The sequence below is a fragment of the Sinomonas albida genome, from assembly GCF_004919045.1.
In the GTDB taxonomy this organism is placed as follows: Bacteria; Actinomycetota; Actinomycetes; order Actinomycetales; family Micrococcaceae; genus Sinomonas; species Sinomonas albida.
In genome coordinates, this window is sequence record NZ_SWDW01000013.1 from 110,988 (window position 1) to 125,510 (window position 14,523).

Annotated in this window: 13 protein-coding genes; 7 read left to right on the forward strand and 6 right to left on the reverse strand. The window is 69.9% G+C overall.

Translation table 11 applies throughout. The annotated features are described in order from the left end of the window. Positions 1–35: 35 nt before the first annotated feature. Both E6A26_RS13850 and E6A26_RS13855 read left to right on the forward strand, forming a co-directional pair. Positions 36–2,216 carry a S9 family peptidase gene (locus E6A26_RS13850; RefSeq protein WP_136611784.1) on the forward strand — a complete coding sequence of 727 codons (2,181 nt, stop codon included), beginning with the start codon at positions 36–38 and terminating at the stop codon, positions 2,214–2,216. 92 nt (positions 2,217–2,308) lie between these two features. Next, a complete protein-coding gene (locus tag E6A26_RS13855; protein WP_136611785.1) occupies positions 2,309–2,869 on the forward strand; it encodes an amino-acid N-acetyltransferase in 561 nt (186 codons plus the stop codon). Between the two features lie 63 nt (positions 2,870–2,932). On the opposite strand, the gene E6A26_RS13860 is transcribed toward E6A26_RS13855, so the two are convergent. Continuing rightward, entirely contained in the window at positions 2,933–3,394 is a 462-nt protein-coding gene (locus E6A26_RS13860; RefSeq protein WP_136611786.1) for a hypothetical protein, read from the reverse strand. A 64-nt stretch (positions 3,395–3,458) separates the two neighbouring features. Next, on the reverse strand, positions 3,459–4,436 hold the full coding sequence (locus tag E6A26_RS13865; RefSeq protein ID WP_136611787.1) for an HhH-GPD family protein: 978 nt from the start codon (positions 4,434–4,436) through the stop codon (positions 3,459–3,461). Between the two features lie 62 nt (positions 4,437–4,498). On the opposite strand from E6A26_RS13865, the gene E6A26_RS13870 reads away from it, so the two are divergent. Next, the gene (locus E6A26_RS13870) at positions 4,499–5,227 is read left to right on the forward strand and encodes a hypothetical protein (RefSeq protein ID WP_136611788.1); all 729 of its coding nucleotides are present in this window, start codon (positions 4,499–4,501) and stop codon (positions 5,225–5,227) included. A gap of 19 nt (positions 5,228–5,246) precedes the next feature. Here E6A26_RS13870 and disA read toward each other — a convergent pair whose 3' ends face one another. The 3 genes from disA to E6A26_RS13885 form a co-directional block, all read right to left on the reverse strand. After that, a complete protein-coding gene (gene disA / locus E6A26_RS13875) occupies positions 5,247–6,323 on the reverse strand; it encodes a DNA integrity scanning diadenylate cyclase DisA (protein WP_136611789.1) in 1,077 nt (358 codons plus the stop codon). A 105-nt stretch (positions 6,324–6,428) separates the two neighbouring features. Beyond that, positions 6,429–7,820: a DNA repair protein RadA gene (gene radA, locus E6A26_RS13880; RefSeq protein ID WP_136611790.1), complete on the reverse strand. Its 1,392-nt coding sequence runs from the start codon at positions 7,818–7,820 to the stop codon at positions 6,429–6,431. 88 nt (positions 7,821–7,908) lie between these two features. After that, complete coding sequence (locus tag E6A26_RS13885; RefSeq protein ID WP_136611791.1) at positions 7,909–9,069, reverse strand: FUSC family protein; 1,161 nt, start codon at positions 9,067–9,069, stop codon at positions 7,909–7,911. A 298-nt stretch (positions 9,070–9,367) separates the two neighbouring features. On the opposite strand from E6A26_RS13885, the gene pstS reads away from it, so the two are divergent. The 4 genes from pstS to pstB all read left to right on the forward strand — a co-directional run bounded on the left by pstS (position 9,368) and on the right by pstB (position 13,508). Further along, positions 9,368–10,489 (forward strand): phosphate ABC transporter substrate-binding protein PstS, encoded by a 1,122-nt coding sequence (gene pstS, locus E6A26_RS13890; protein ID WP_136611792.1) that lies wholly within the window; start codon positions 9,368–9,370, stop codon positions 10,487–10,489. A gap of 131 nt (positions 10,490–10,620) precedes the next feature. Continuing rightward, a complete protein-coding gene (gene pstC, locus E6A26_RS13895) occupies positions 10,621–11,583 on the forward strand; it encodes a phosphate ABC transporter permease subunit PstC (protein ID WP_234865500.1) in 963 nt (320 codons plus the stop codon). A 1-nt stretch (position 11,584) separates the two neighbouring features. Then, positions 11,585–12,691: a phosphate ABC transporter permease PstA gene (gene pstA / locus E6A26_RS13900; protein ID WP_136611794.1), complete on the forward strand. Its 1,107-nt coding sequence runs from the start codon at positions 11,585–11,587 to the stop codon at positions 12,689–12,691. 37 nt (positions 12,692–12,728) lie between these two features. After that, entirely contained in the window at positions 12,729–13,508 is a 780-nt protein-coding gene (gene pstB, locus E6A26_RS13905) for a phosphate ABC transporter ATP-binding protein PstB (RefSeq protein ID WP_136611795.1), read from the forward strand. A 3-nt stretch (positions 13,509–13,511) separates the two neighbouring features. Here pstB and E6A26_RS13910 read toward each other — a convergent pair whose 3' ends face one another. After that, positions 13,512–14,522 (reverse strand): inorganic phosphate transporter, encoded by a 1,011-nt coding sequence (locus E6A26_RS13910; RefSeq protein ID WP_136611796.1) that lies wholly within the window; start codon positions 14,520–14,522, stop codon positions 13,512–13,514. Position 14,523: the final 1 nt, after the last annotated feature.

The window sequence follows — 14,523 nt, forward strand, 5'->3', positions numbered from 1 at the left end:
TGTGTTCTGCGCCACTTTCCGAGTTGAATCGGACCATGAGCGCCCAGACTGCCGAGACCCAGACCGAAATCCCCTCCCATCCCTCAGCGGACGCCGCGACTGAGCAGAAGCCCGCCCCCGCGACCCCGTTCCACGACCTGGACCACTACGTGTCCATCCCACGCCTCTCAGGCCTCGCGCTGAGTCCTGACGGCACGCGCCTCGTGACCGCGGTCGCGACGCTCAACGGCAAGGGCACGGAGTACCGCTCGGCGCTCTGGGAGGTCGACCCGGCGGGCGAGCGACCCGCGCGGCGCATCACCCGGAGCGCGAAGGGGGAGGCCGGGGCTGCCTTCTCCGCGAGCGGCGACCTCTTCTTCACATCCGCCCGCCCGGATCCCGAGAAGCCGGACGACGAGCCGGTCAACGCCCTGTGGCTCCTGCCGCGAGACGGCGGCGAAGCGCGCGTCGTCGTGAGCCGGGCCGGCGGGGTGGCGAAGGTCCTCTCCGCCCGAGCCGCGGACGCGACGTTCGTCCAGGCGCCCGTCCTCCCGGGCAGCTCCGACGAGGCCAACGACGAGGAGCGGCGCAAGGCCCGCAAGGACGCCAAGGTCGCCGCGATCCTGCACTCGGCCTACCCGGTGCGCTTCTGGGACTCCGACCTCGGCCCCGACGAGGCGCGGCTGTTCGCCGTCGAACGTTCGGCCAAGGAGGCCGAGCCCGGCAAGCCGGGCACGGTCGACGAGGGCCCGGACCTCGAGCTCCGCAACCTCACGCCCGGCATCGGGAACGGCCTCATGTTCGGCGAGGCCACGGTGAGCCCGGACGGCTCGACCCTGTACGCAGGGCTTGTGCGGCCACTCGCGAAGGCGGATCTCCGCATGGAACTTGTCGCGGTCGACGTCGCGACGGGCACGCGCCGCACGCTGCTCTCGAAGGACGGCATCGACTTCTTCCCCGGACCGGTGAGCCCGGACGGCACGCGCCTCGCGGTCGTCGTCGAGCCCCAGACCACGCCGACCCAGTCCTACACGAGCGAGCTCCACCTCCTCGACCTCGAGAGCGGCGAGTTCCGTCGCCTCGCCGGCGACTGGGACCGGTTCGCGCACCCTGCCGAGTGGCTCCCCGATGGCTCCGCGCTGCTCGTCACAGCGGACGACGCCGGCCGCTCACCGGTGTTCCGCATCGACGCCGCGAGCGGTGCGGTCACCCGGGTGACGCTCGACGACGCGGCGTACACCGACGTCGTCGTCGCGCCGGACGGGGCGAGTGCCTACGCGCTTCGCAGCTCCTACCTGTTCCCGGCCGAGGTGGTGCGCATCGACCTCGTCACGGGGGACGTCACGCGGCTGCAGAACCCCGTGGAGCGTCCGGAGATCCCCGGCCGGCTCGAGGAGGTCACGGCGACGGCGGCGGATGGCTCGCCCCTGCGCGCGTGGCTCGCGCTCCCGCCGTCGTCCGTTTCGACGGACGCCGGACACGAAGCCGCCGCGGACACCGCCGGCCAGGCCAAGCATCCGCTCCTCCTCTGGATCCACGGCGGCCCCATCGGCTCGTGGAACGCGTGGACGTGGCGCTGGAACCCGTGGCTCATGGTGGCCCAGGGCTACGCCGTCCTCCTCCCCGACCCGGCGCTCTCGACGGGCTACGGGCAGGACTTCATCCAACGTGGCTGGGGCCGGTGGGGTGCCGAGCCGTTCACCGACCTCATGACCATCACGGACGCTGCCCTCGAGCGGCCCGACCTCGACGCCGAGCGGACGGCCGCGATGGGCGGCTCGTTCGGCGGGTACATGGCGAACTGGGTCGCAGGGCACACCGACCGGTTCCGTTCGATCGTGACCCACGCGAGCCTCTGGGCCCTCGACGGCTTCGGCAAGACCACCGACCTCGCCCAGTTCTGGGCCAAGGAGATGGACGACGCGATGACGGAGGCGCACTCGCCGCACCGCGCGGTCGGCGAGATCCGCACGCCCATGCTCGTGATTCACGGCGACAAGGACTACCGCGTGCCGATCGGCGACGGCCTGCGCCTCTGGTACGAGCTCCTGAGCGAGTCTCAGCTCGCCACGGATGCCGAGGGACGCACGCCGCACCGCTTCCTGTACTTCCCGGACGAGAACCACTGGATCCTCAAGCCGCAGCACGCGAAGGTCTGGTACGGGGTGGTGAACGCGTTCCTTGCCGAGCACGTCCTCGGCGAGTCGCGGGAGCTGCCGAAGGAACTCGGTCTCTGACCCTTCTGCCGGTGCTCGACCGCTCGACCGGTGCTCCCCGGCACCGGTCGAGCGGGTCCGGGCCGGCCATGCCCCGCCACTAGGATGGCTGCATGACCGCCCCCCTTCCCTCTGTGACCGAGCCCGCCGCCCCGCCCTTCCGGGTGCGACGCGCCCGCACGAGCGACGTCGCGGCCATCAAGCGGCTCGTTGCGCCCCTCTCAGAGCGGCGCATCCTGATCTCGAAGGAGTCGGTGGCGTACTTCGAGGCGATCCAGGAGTTCCGCGTCGCCGAGACGCCCGAGGGGGACGTCATCGGCTGCGGCGCGCTCCACGTGATGTGGGAGGACCTCGGCGAGGTGCGCACGCTCGCTGCGGCGGACTCGTGGCGCGGACGCGGCGTGGGCCACGCGCTCGTCGAGCAGCTGCTCGCCGACGCGGTTGAGGTCGGCGTGCAGCGCGTCTTCTGCCTCACCTTCGAGGTGCCCTTCTTCGAGCGGCACGGCTTCGAGGTCATGGCGGACCAGTCGGCTGTGGACCCCGAGGTGTACTCCGAGCTCCTGCGCTCCTCTGACGAGGGTGTCGCGGAGTTCCTCGACCTCGCCCGGGTCAAGCCGAACACGCTCGGCAACACGCGCATGATCCGCTGGCTCCCGGGCCGCGCGAAGGAGTAACCGCGCGAATGAACAGCCGCGCGAATGAACAGCCGCGCGAATGAACAGCCGCGAAGGAAGAGCTCAGCCTGCGTAGAGGCCGTGATCGTCCAGCGTCGCCTCGGCGACGAGGGCGCGCTGGCACTGACGCCCCCATGGGTACTCGACCCGTGGAGCGAATCTCACATGGGCTTCTCCGATGGACTGGCCCGAGGTCGTCCTCCCGGAGACCGTCAGATCGATGGGGTTCTCGGTGAGAGTCAGCATCATGATCGTGGCCCGCTGTGCGCCGGGCTCGGTGTTGGGACCTGAATCGTCCGAGAGCGTGAGCCGACCGCCGTGGCACTTCCCGTCCTGGCAGGCCTCGCCCGTCAAGTAAGACGGGTCGAGGGTTGCGGCTCGCCCGGCGGTGACGTGGATCGTGACTGCGGGCGCCATGGCGATCATGGGGCACGCGATCGGCTGTGGGACCACGCACGCTGTCACGAGCACGCCTGTCCCGAGGGCCCACGCGAGCGCGGCGCCCAACGTCCGCACGCCTGCCATGGCCTGAGGCTAGGCCCGTCGCGGGCGGGACACAACGCCATTTCGGGAGCGTTCCGGCCACAATCTACGGAAGGGCGAGGCCGCCGTCGTGCTCCGCGGCGAGGCCGTCGGCGAGGAGCCCTTCGAGGGAGCGCTCGAGCTGCTCGGGGGCCGGGGCCAGAGCGTGGAGGCGGGCGAGCTGGGCGGCGACGGGGCCGCCGTCGTCTGCGACAGCCGGCCCGGGGCCCTCGAAGAGCACTCGCGGCACGGGCCGCGAGGCGGCCCGCAGCACGGCCATGACGGCGCCGCGCACCTGGCGATCCGTGCCGTGCCACGCCTGCCCCTTGGGGACATACGACGGCGGGGGCTCGCCCGCGGCGCGCCACGCGCACGCGCTGGCGACGGGGCACGCGTCGCACCGCGGCGAGCGCGCCGTGCACACGATCGCGCCGAGCTCCATCGCGGCGACGTTCCAGCGCACGGAGGCGCCGCGGTCGTCCGGGAGGAGTTCCTCCGCGAGGCGACGTTCGGCCGCGGTGAGCGAAGGGGCGGGAAGCGCCTCGCCCCGCACGAGCCGGGCGTGGACCCGCCGGATGTTGGTGTCGACCACCGCGGCTCGTCGCCCGAACGCGAAGGCTGCGACGGCGGCCGCCGTGTAGCCGCCCACGCCGGGAAGCGCGAGGAGGCCCTCCTCGGTGTCGGGGAGGCTGCCGCCATACTCGTCCGCGATCACCGTGGCCGCCGCGTGCAGGCGGAGGGCGCGTCGCGGGTAGCCGAGTCGACCCCACGCCCGCACGGCCTCGCCGGCCGCCTCCGCCGCGAGGTCCGCGGGCCGGGGCCACCGCTTCATCCATTCGCGCCACACGGGGAGCACGCGCACTACGGGCGTCTGCTGGAGCATCACCTCGCTCACGAGGATCCCCCACGGCGAGCAGTCCGGATGCCGCCACGGGAGGTCCCGGGCCTCGGCGGCGAACCAGTCGGCGAGGGCGCGGTGCAGGCCTCCGATGACGTCGGCTTCGGCGGTCGCGGTCAGGGGTGCTCCTCGGGTCGGGTGGGCCATTCCACTCTAGCCGCGCGGCGCGGCGTCGCGCCTCGGGTAGGAAGCTTTCCTAGCCTAGAAGCATGGCACGGCAGGGCGGAAAGAGTTCGGGGGCGCGGAACGGAGGCGGGGGCGGCAAGGCTGCTCGACCCGCCGGCCGTCAGAGTCCCGCCGTCTACCGGCGCCGGCGCGTGGTCCTGGCGACGCTTCTGGCCTGCCTCCTCGTGCTCCTCGGAGTGGGAGCGTGGGGAGCGGTCGGGCTCGTCCGCGCTGCCGGTCACGCTGCCCCGTCCCGCACCGCGGACGACGCCGGGCCCGTCGCCACCCCGTCTGCCTCCGCCCCCGCGCCTTCCGCAGGCGCGTCGCCGACCGCGGCCGCTACTGGGAGCGCTGCTCCGAGCGCCACCCCGAGCGCCACGGCGACGCCCACGTGCGACCCGGCCAAGATCGCGGTCGCCGCCTCGACCGACAAGACGGTCTACGCGCCCACGGAGAACCCGGTCCTGACGCTCAAGGTCACGAACCAGAACTCGATCCCGTGCCCCGTCAACGTCGGAACGTCTCAGATGGAATACCTCGTCGCGAGCGGGGCAGATCGCATCTTCGACTCGAAGGACTGCCAGGACGGCTCCGCCGATCTCGTGAAGACGCTCGCGCCCGGCGCGAGCGAGACCGCGAACTTCCCGTGGCCGCGCGTGCGCTCGACCGAGGGGTGCAAGGCCGTGACGATTAAGCCGCGGCCCGGCCAGTACGTGCTCACGACCTCGCTCGGCTCGATCCAGAGCAAGAAGGCAGTGTTCGAGCTTCAGTAGCCCTGCCACCGCGGAAGGCTCAGAGGAAGCGGTCCAGGAGGCTTGCCTCGGCCATGCGGCTGAGCCCCTCGCGCACGGTCCGCGCACGCTGCTCGCCGATGCCGTCCACGGTCATGAGGTCCTCGATCGTGGCTGCCATGAGGTTCTGGAGGCCTCCGAAGTGGTCGACCAGCCGGTCGGCGACGGCGCGCGGAACCGGCTTGAGGCCCGTGATGAGCCGGTAGCCGCGAGGCTCGACGACGGCGTCGAGGGTTGCCTCGCCGCCCGCGTACCCGAGGATCCCCGCAATGCGGTTGAGGTCGATGAGGTCCGTCGCGGACAGCGCTGAGAGGGCCTCGACGGCGCTGTCGATCGTCTCCGCGGTCGCTTCGTCGCCGGCATAGTCGCGGATGACGACGTCGCTGCCCGGTCCGCGCCCGACCGTCAGCTCCTCGAGCTGGAGCGAGAGGAGCCTGCCGTCCTCGCCGAGCTCGAGGACGTACTGGCCGATCTCCTCCGAGATCCGCCGCACCATCTCCTGGCGCTGGAGGGTCTGGGCGACGTCGCGGACGGTCACCATGGCCTCGATCTCGAGGGCCGAGAGCGAGTTGGTCACCTGGTCGAGGCGGGCACGGTAGCGCTCGAGCGTCGCGAGGGCCTGGTTCGCGCGGGCGAGCACCTTTTCCGATCCCTCGAGCACGTACCGGAGGCCGCGGATGTACAGCGCGATGATCTGCATCGACTGGCTCACCGAGATGACGGGAAGGCCGGTCTGGATCGCGACGCGCTCCGCGGTGCGGTGCCGCGTCCCGGATTCCGCCGTGGGAATGGTTGAGTCAGGCACAAGGTGGACGGCGGCTCGGATGATCGTCTTGGCCTCGCGGTCCATGACGATCGCGCCGTCCATCTTCGCGAGCTCGCGGAGTCGGGTGGGGGAGAAGTCGATGCCGATCTCGAAGCCGCCGGAACAGATGGATTCGACGGTGCGGTCGAAGCCGAGCACGATCAGGGCGCCCGTGCGTCCCCGGAGAATGCGCTCGAGGCCATCGCGGAGCCCTGTACCTGGTGCCACTCTGCCCAAGGTGGCGGCAAGCACTTCCTCGGGGCTCCGAGCCATATGACATTCCCTTTCGCGGCACAGCAAAGGCACCCATGCGGGCACTGAGTCCCATGGTATATGCGGGTACAGGCGCGGATACGCCTGCTCGACAACGATTCGGCGTCAGGAAGGGGTGATGAGGAGGCCGAGGGCCTCCGCCACGTGCCCGACCTCGCGCACCGAGAATCCGGGCGGGATCTCGCCCGGCCCGGTGGGGCTCGCGGGCACGATCGCGTGGGTGAAGCCGAGGCGGTGGGCCTCCTGGATGCGGCGGTTGATGCCGGGCACGGGTCGCACCTCGCCCGCGAGGCCGACTTCGCCGAACGCAATGAGCCGCTGCGGGAGCGCCTGCCGCGTCTTGGCGGACGCCACGGCGAGGGCCACGGCGAGGTCCGTTGCGGGCTCGCTGAGCCTCACGCCGCCCACGGTGGCGACGTAGCTGTCGTCCTTGTGCAGGATGCAGCCCGCCCGCTGCTGGAGGACCGCGAGCAGCATCGCGACCCGTGAGGAGTCGAGCCCGCTCGTGGCCCGCCGTGGCTGCGAATTCGTGCTCTCGGCGAGCAGCGACTGGACCTCCGCGAGCAGGGGGCGCCGCCCTTCGAGGGTCACGGTGATGCACGTGCCCGACACCGGCTCGCGGGTCCGGGAGACGAAGAGCCCGGACGGATCCGTGACGCTCGAGATCCCCTCCTCGGCGAGGTCGAAGCAGCCCACCTCGTCGGTGGGGCCGTAGCGGTTCTTGACCGCGCGGAGGAGCCGCAGGCGCGAGTGCCGCTCGCCCTCGAACTGGCATACGACGTCCACGAGGTGCTCGAGCAGCCGCGGTCCCGCGATCGACCCCTCTTTCGTCACGTGCCCGACCAGGAGCGTCGTCATGTTGCGCCGCTTCGCGGCCGCGATGATCGACGCCGCGACCTCGCGCACCTGGGACACGCCGCCCGCGCTTCCCTCGACCTCGGCGCTCGAGAGCGTCTGCACGGAGTCGACCACGAGCAGGCGGGGCTCGAGCTTCTCGACCTGTCCGAGGGCCTGCCCGAGGTCGGTCTCCGCCGAGAGGTACAGGCCTGACGCGACGGCGCCGATGCGCTCGGCGCGCAGCTTGACCTGGGCCGCGGACTCCTCGCCCGTCACGTAGAGGACGCCTCCTGTGCCACCCGTGGCGAACTTCGCCGCGACGTCGAGCAGGAGCGTCGACTTGCCGACTCCCGGCTCACCCGCGAGGAGGATCACGGCGCCCGGCACGAGGCCGCCGCCCAGGACGCGGTCGAGCTCGGATACCCCGGTGGGCAGGAAGGCAGCCTCGCTCGCATCGACCTCGGCGATGAGGCGAGCCGGCTCGCGGACGGAGGAGGCCGCCGTCGTCCGCGCGACCGCGCCGCCGATCTCGTCGACCGTGCCCCACGCCTGGCACTCGCCGCAGCGGCCCACCCACTTGACCGTGGTCCAACCGCATTCGGCGCAGCGGTAGCCGGCGGCGCCGCGGGAGGATTGGCGGGCGGAGGTCTTCGAAGCCATGTTCCAAGGCTAGTTCTGGGGTCGGACATTTCCGGCCGCCGCCGCGCGGGCCGAGCCGGGGCCCGGCTGGGAGGGCTCGGGGTCCAGGCTAGAGGTCGGGCAGGAGGGCCACGGCGTCGTCGTGGTCGTAGCCCGTCGCCTCGAGGAGATCCACGATCATGGGCCGCAGGAGGATCACGAGCGCCTCGCCCTCGAGCCGCTCGACGTGGAGCTTCTTGGGGTGCGCGCGCGAGGCGATTTCCTCGAGCATGAGCCGTGCGCTGCGCAGGCTCACGCGGCGCTCCTCGCGGTCCCGCGTGGAGAGGCCCGCCGCGACGAAGTCGAGCGACTCCGCGATGTCGGAGAGCAGCTCGGCGATGCTCTCGGCGGCGTGCTCTGAGAGGGCCGCGTTGTTGATGGTGCTTGTGAGTCTCCGGGCGACGACGCGTCCGTTGCGAAGGGCGAGGTCCAAGTACTCGACGCCGCGCGCGAAGTCCTCGATCTCCCCGCGGAACCGCCGGTAGGCCGGCGCGATCGTCACCACTTCGCTGGACGTCTTGAGCGTAGCGCGGATCGTGTCGACGAGACTCTGGGAGCCGCGCCCCCGGACCAGTGCATGCCACGCGCGCGTCGAATCGCTCTCGGTGAGCGCCTCCGCGCATTCACGGAGCATCTCCGAGAACGCCTCCACGAGCCGCTCGAGGTCCTGCCGCGGCTGGACGCGCGGATCGCGCGGGAGGAGCGCCGCCATGAGCAGCGACACGAGTCCGCCGACCACCGCGTCCAGGCTCCGCGTGAACGGACCGCCGATCGGAGCCGGGAGCAGCACCACGAAGAGCGCCTGAATGCCCAGCTGGGTCGCGAAGATCACGCCGCGGTCCAGGAACCTCGCGAGGAGCAGCGAGGCCATGAGGACTACGCCGGCCTGCCAGATCCCGCCGCCGAAGAACGTGACCATCAGGTCGCCCAGCACGATCCCGAGCGTGCAGCCCACGGAGACTTCGAGGACCTTTCGGACGGTGAGGTCGCGGCCGAACCCGAGCGCGATGAGCGCGGACGTCGCGGCGAAGATCGGCCCGACGTGCCCCAGCGCGTAGTGCGCGATGAGGTAGGCGAGCACCGCGCCGACCGTCATGATGAGCGCGGGGAGTGCCGAGGCCCGGGTGCGGGACCAGCCCGCCCTGGCGCGCTCGCGCGCGATTTTCGAGACCTCGGCCACCCGCGTGCGCGCCTCGCCCGGCGCCGTGACGTCTGCCTGCGGGGTGTTCATACAGGAAGTTTAAGGAAGCCTTGGGTGCACAGCGGACGACGGCGCCGCGGACCTTGGCGTTCACCGAACCTTCGCCGAGGGTTGGCTGGGCATCTAATAGTCCCTACACCATGTGATCTGCAAGACTTCCACGCAACAAGTCACCTGAACTCTCCCTCCGGTTCACCTTCCGTTCACCTTTCACGCCAAGATTCTTTACCTGAGAACCCTAGGTTCGAGTGAAGTACGACTCGTACTCACTTGCTGGGAATGCGCTCTTCGCACGGCGCACCTCAAGAACCCTGGAAGGGGTAATTTCGTGAAGGCTAACCGTTTCGGCCGCCTCTCGGCCGTTGCACTCGTCGCGGCTGGCGCGCTGGCACTGTCCGCGTGTGGCTCCGACAACGCCACCAACTCCGGCTCGAGCTCCTCCGCAACGGCCTCGGGCCCGAAGGTCACGGGCACGCTGACCGGTGGCGGCTCGACCGCCCAGTCCGCGGCGATCGACGCGTGGAAGCAGGGCTTCACCGGCGCGAACTCGGGGGCCTCGGTCCAGTACAACCCGGTCGGCTCTGGCGCTGGCCGCAAGACGTTCATCTCGGGCGGCTCGCAGTTCGCCGGCTCCGACGCGGCGATGACCGCGGACGAGCTCACCCAGGCCAAGACCCAGTGCGGCAACGACGGTGCGCTCGACCTCCCGGTCTACATCTCCCCGATCGCCGTCGCGTACAACCTTCCGGGTGTCAGCAGCCTCAACCTGAGCCCTGACAACATCGCGAAGATCTTCCGCGGCGAGATCGCCAAGTGGAACGACCCGGCGATCGCCGCGGACAACTCGGGCGTGAACCTGCCCGACCTCAAGATCACTCCGGTCCACCGCTCGGACGACTCGGGTACCACGCAGAACTTCACCGAGTACCTCAAGGCCGCTTCTCCGTCGGTCTGGACCGACAAGTCCGGCCAGACCTGGCCGGCCTCGCTCCCGGGCGAGAACGCCAAGGGCACCGACGGCGTCGTCAAGACGGTCGCCAGCACCGCGGGTGCCGTGGCCTACTCCGACGACTCCGCCGTGAGCGGCAGCCTCGGCAAGGCGAAGGTCAAGGTCGGCAGCTCGTGGGTCGCCCTCTCTGCTGGCGGTGCCGCGAAGGCCGTCGAGCTCTCGAAGCCAGCCGATGGCCGCGCGACGAACGACCTCGCGCTCAACCTCAACCGCACCCCCACGGACTCCTCGGCCTACCCGATCGTCCTCGTCTCCTACCACGTGGTCTGTGCCGCGTACAAGGACCAGGCGACCGTCGACCTCGTGAAGGCGTGGGAGAACTACGTGGTGTCGGACGCCGGCCAGCAGGCTGCTGCCAGCGCAGCGAAGAGCGCGCCGATCTCCTCGTCGCTGGCCGCGAAGGCCAAGACTGCGATTGACTCCATCAAGGTCAAGTCCTAGTCGAACTCGAAGTAACGCAGCCCGCCCCGGTGACTTGAGCCGGGGCGGGCCTTGCGCTGGATGGCAGAGGACGTGTCAAGATGACGAAAGCTGCTGACGAGACTGCCCACGCTTCACCCAAGGGGCCTGATGTGACTTCAACCGAGACCAAGACCTCCGAGCATTCGGGGGGCGCCCGCAAGCTGTCCTCGCGCGAGGGCGCGGCGGGGGACAAGGTCTTCTCCGGAACCGCGTTGTCCGCGGGCATTCTCATCCTCGTAGTGCTCGTCGCCGTCGCCGCGTTCCTCGTGCTCCAGGCGTTCCCGGCATTCGTCGCTCCGCAGAGCCAGATCGCCGACGGCAAGGGCTTCTGGGCGTACATCGTCCCGCTCATCGTCGGCACCGTCATCGCGGCGGTGATCAGCCTGGTCGTCGCCACGCCGATCTCGCTTGGCGTCGCTCTCTTCATCTCCCACTACGCTCCGCGTCGCCTCGCGCAGATCCTCGGGTACATCATCGACCTGCTCGCGGCGATCCCCTCGGTCATCTTCGGCGCATGGGGCATCTCCTTCCTCGCGCCCGCGCTCGTTCCCGGCTACGCGTGGCTCGCCTCCTCCCTCGGCTGGATTCCGATCTTCGGAGGCCCCGCGTCTGCTACGGGCAAGACGCTCCTCACGGTGTCGATCGTGCTCGCCGTCATGGTCATCCCGATCATCACCTCGGTCTGCCGCGAAATCTTCCTCCAGACGCCCAAGCTCCACGAGGAGGCCGCTTTGGCCCTCGGCGCGACGCGGTGGGAGATGATCCGGATGGCCGTCCTGCCGTTTGCCCGGCCAGGCATCATCAGCGCCGTCATGCTCGGCCTCGGCCGCGCGCTCGGCGAGACGATGGCCGTGGCCCTCGTGCTGTCCTCGGGGCCGCTCATCGCGAGCCTCATCCAGTCCGGCAACCAGACGATCGCCGCGGACATCGCACTGAACTTCCCGGAGGCAAGCGGCCTGAGCCTCAACCAGCTCATCGCGGCCGGCCTCGTGCTCTTCGTGTTCACCCTCGCGGTCAACATCGTGGCCCGGTGGATCATCAGCCGCCACAAGGAATTCTCGGGAGCGAACTGACATGACTGCCATCGCGACTCCTCGCCGCCGCACCTCGCTCACCCGCAACCGTCTCCCGCGCATCGCGCCCTGGGCCTCCCTCGTGGTGGGCCTCGTCGTGGGTGCTGCCGTCTCGACCCTCGTCGGCTTCAACGTCTTCGGCTGGGGCGTCTTCGCCGCGATCGCGTTCACGATCGTGTACGTCGCCTGGAGCGCCGCGGTCGAGGGCGGCCGCAAGGCCCGCGACAAGTTCGCCACGTGCCTCGTGATCGGCTCGTTCATCATCGTGGTCCTGCCCCTCTTCTCCGTGATCTGGACGGTGCTCGAGGGCGGCATCAAGGGGCTCCTCACCCCGGGCTTCCTCGGCACGTCGATGAACGGCGTGAGCGGCATCCAGGACAACCAGTCCGTGAACACGGGAAGCCGCGTGGTCGGCGGCATCTACCACGCGCTCATCGGCACGCTCCTCATCACGCTGTGGTCCACGATCATCTCGGTTCCCGTCGGACTGCTCACCTCGATCTACCTCGTCGAGTACAGCCGGGGCGGCCGCCTCGGGCAGGCGATCACCCTGTTCGTGGACGTCATGACCGGTATCCCTTCGATCGTCGCCGGCCTCTTCGCCGCCGCGCTCTTCGCCACGATCTTCGGGCCGGGCACGCAGACGGGTTTCGTCGCCGCCGTCGCACTCACGGTCCTGATGATCCCGGTCGTGGTGCGCTCGAGCGAGGAGATGCTCCGGATCGTCCCGAATGAGCTCCGCGAGGCGGCGTACGCGCTCGGTGTGCGGAAGTGGCGCACGATCCTCAAGGTCGTGGTCCCCACGGCCATCTCGGGCATCGCCTCCGGCGTAACACTCGCCATCGCGCGCGTCATCGGCGAGACCGCGCCGATCCTGCTCACGGCCGGCTTCGCGACCAAGATCAACCTCAACGTCTTCTCGAACTGGATGGCGTCGCTCCCGACGTACATCTACTTCCAGATCCTCAACCCGACGTCGCCGTCCAACCCCGACCCCAGCCTTCAGCGCGCCTGGGGTGCGGCCCTCGTCCTGATCATCTTCGTGATGATCCTGAACCTCATTGCGCGCCTCGTGGCACGGATTTTTGCCCCGAAGACCGGCCGCTGACCGCCGCCCTGATCGACCGCACGAACCGAAGGAAATCATGTCCAAGCGAATCGACGTCAAGGACCTGAACGTCTACTACGGCAACTTCCGTGCCGTCGAGGGCGTCTCGATCAACATTGAAGCGCGTTCCGTGACGGCGTTCATCGGCCCGTCGGGGTGCGGCAAGTCGACGTTCCTGCGCACCCTGAACCGCATGCACGAGGTCATCCCGGGCGCCCACGTCGAGGGCCACGTGCTGCTCGACGGCGACGACCTCTACGGCCCCGGCGTCGACCCCGTGGCCGTGCGCACGCACGTCGGCATGGTGTTCCAGCGCCCCAACCCGTTCCCCACAATGTCGATCCGCGACAACGTGCTCGCCGGCGTGAAGCTCAACGGCAAGAAGCTGTCCCGCTCGGACACCGACGGCGTCGTCGAGTCGTCGCTGCGCGGCGCCAATCTGTGGAACGAGGTCAAGGACCGCCTCGACAAGCCGGGATCCGGCCTCTCGGGTGGCCAGCAGCAGCGCCTCTGCATCGCGCGCGCCATCGCGGTGAAGCCGGACGTGATCCTCATGGACGAGCCCTGCTCGGCCCTCGACCCGATCTCCACGCTCGCGGTCGAGGACCTGATCAACGAGCTCAAGGAGCAGTACACGGTCGTCATCGTGACGCACAACATGCAGCAGGCTGCGCGAGTTTCAGACAAGACGGCGTTCTTCAACATCGCCGGAACCGGCAAGCCGGGCAAGCTCATCGAGTACGCGGACACCACCGCAATCTTCAACAACCCGAAGGAAAAGGCGACCGAGGACTACGTCTCCGGCCGCTTCGGGTGATCGTCAGCGCCCCAAGGGGTCGAGGGCGAGGGCGAAGACGAAACCGAGCGCGCCAGTAGCGAACGGCGTCAGGATCCAGAACGCGATGAGGCGGAGCAGCAGCTGGCCGTTGACGGACCCGAACTTCTGATTCGTGCCCGCCCCGAGGATCGACGCCGTGACCGTGTGGGTCGTCGAGAGCGGCAGGTGCAGCCAGAGCGCACCGAAGAACAGCATGGCCGTCGAGACGAGCTGGGACACGAAGCCCCTGAGGGGGTCGGTGCGCACGAGCCGGTGGCTCAGCGTGTAGGTGACGCGCCAGCCGCCGGCGAGGGTCCCGATGCCCAGCGCGACCGCCGCGAATGCTACAACCCAGACCGGAACCGACTGCCAGTCGCTGTGTGATCCAAGCGTCGCGAGGACGAGGACGGCGATGATGCGCTGCCCGTCCTGCAGGCCGTGACCGAACGCAACGGCCGCCGTCCCGACGGACTGAGCCGCTCGGAGGGAGGCGTGCGCTTCGCTCGGCTGGCTGTACCGCACGATCCACGTCACGGAGCTCGTGAGGAAGAACGCGACGCCGAACGCGAGCAGCGGCGAGACGAGGAGCGGAAGCCACACCTGCATCCAGAGGACGTCGAGGAGGTCGGTGCTGGCGCCGTGCCCGCGCAGGGCCGCGCCCAGAGTCGCGCCGATGAGGGCTCCCACGAGCGCATGCGTGGACGAGGACGGGTAGCCACGCCACCACAGGAACACGTTCCACACGCTCGCGCTCGCCAAGGTGGCGACGAGCACCACAAGGCCGGCGTCGCCGTCGGGCGTTGAGAGCCAGCTGCCGCCGAAGTAGGTGAGGAGCCACGCGCTCGTCAGCACCCCCACCACATTGAAGGCGGCGGCGAGGGCGACGGCGATGCTCGGCGTCAGCGCGCGAGTGCGCACGGTGAGCCCCACCGCGTTCGAAGCGTCCCGGAAGCCGTTGAGGAACGCGAAGACGGAGGCGAACACGATCACCACGGCGGTGAGCGCGACCGTCACG

Coding starts and splice junctions, on each gene's coding strand:
- E6A26_RS13855 (WP_136611785.1), top strand. CDS start 2,309: ATGACCGCCCCCCTTCCCTCTGTGACCGAGCCCGCCGCCCCGCCCTTC.
- disA (WP_136611789.1), bottom strand. CDS start 6,323: ATGGCTCGGAGCCCCGAGGAAGTGCTTGCCGCCACCTTGGGCAGAGTG.
- E6A26_RS13885 (WP_136611791.1), bottom strand. CDS start 9,069: ATGAACACCCCGCAGGCAGACGTCACGGCGCCGGGCGAGGCGCGCACG.
- E6A26_RS13865 (WP_136611787.1), bottom strand. CDS start 4,436: ATGGCCCACCCGACCCGAGGAGCACCCCTGACCGCGACCGCCGAAGCC.
- pstB (WP_136611795.1), top strand. CDS start 12,729: ATGTCCAAGCGAATCGACGTCAAGGACCTGAACGTCTACTACGGCAAC.
- radA (WP_136611790.1), bottom strand. CDS start 7,820: ATGGCTTCGAAGACCTCCGCCCGCCAATCCTCCCGCGGCGCCGCCGGC.
- E6A26_RS13870 (WP_136611788.1), top strand. CDS start 4,499: ATGGCACGGCAGGGCGGAAAGAGTTCGGGGGCGCGGAACGGAGGCGGG.
- E6A26_RS13850 (WP_136611784.1), top strand. CDS start 36: ATGAGCGCCCAGACTGCCGAGACCCAGACCGAAATCCCCTCCCATCCC.
- E6A26_RS13860 (WP_136611786.1), bottom strand. CDS start 3,394: ATGGCAGGCGTGCGGACGTTGGGCGCCGCGCTCGCGTGGGCCCTCGGG.
- pstA (WP_136611794.1), top strand. CDS start 11,585: ATGACTGCCATCGCGACTCCTCGCCGCCGCACCTCGCTCACCCGCAAC.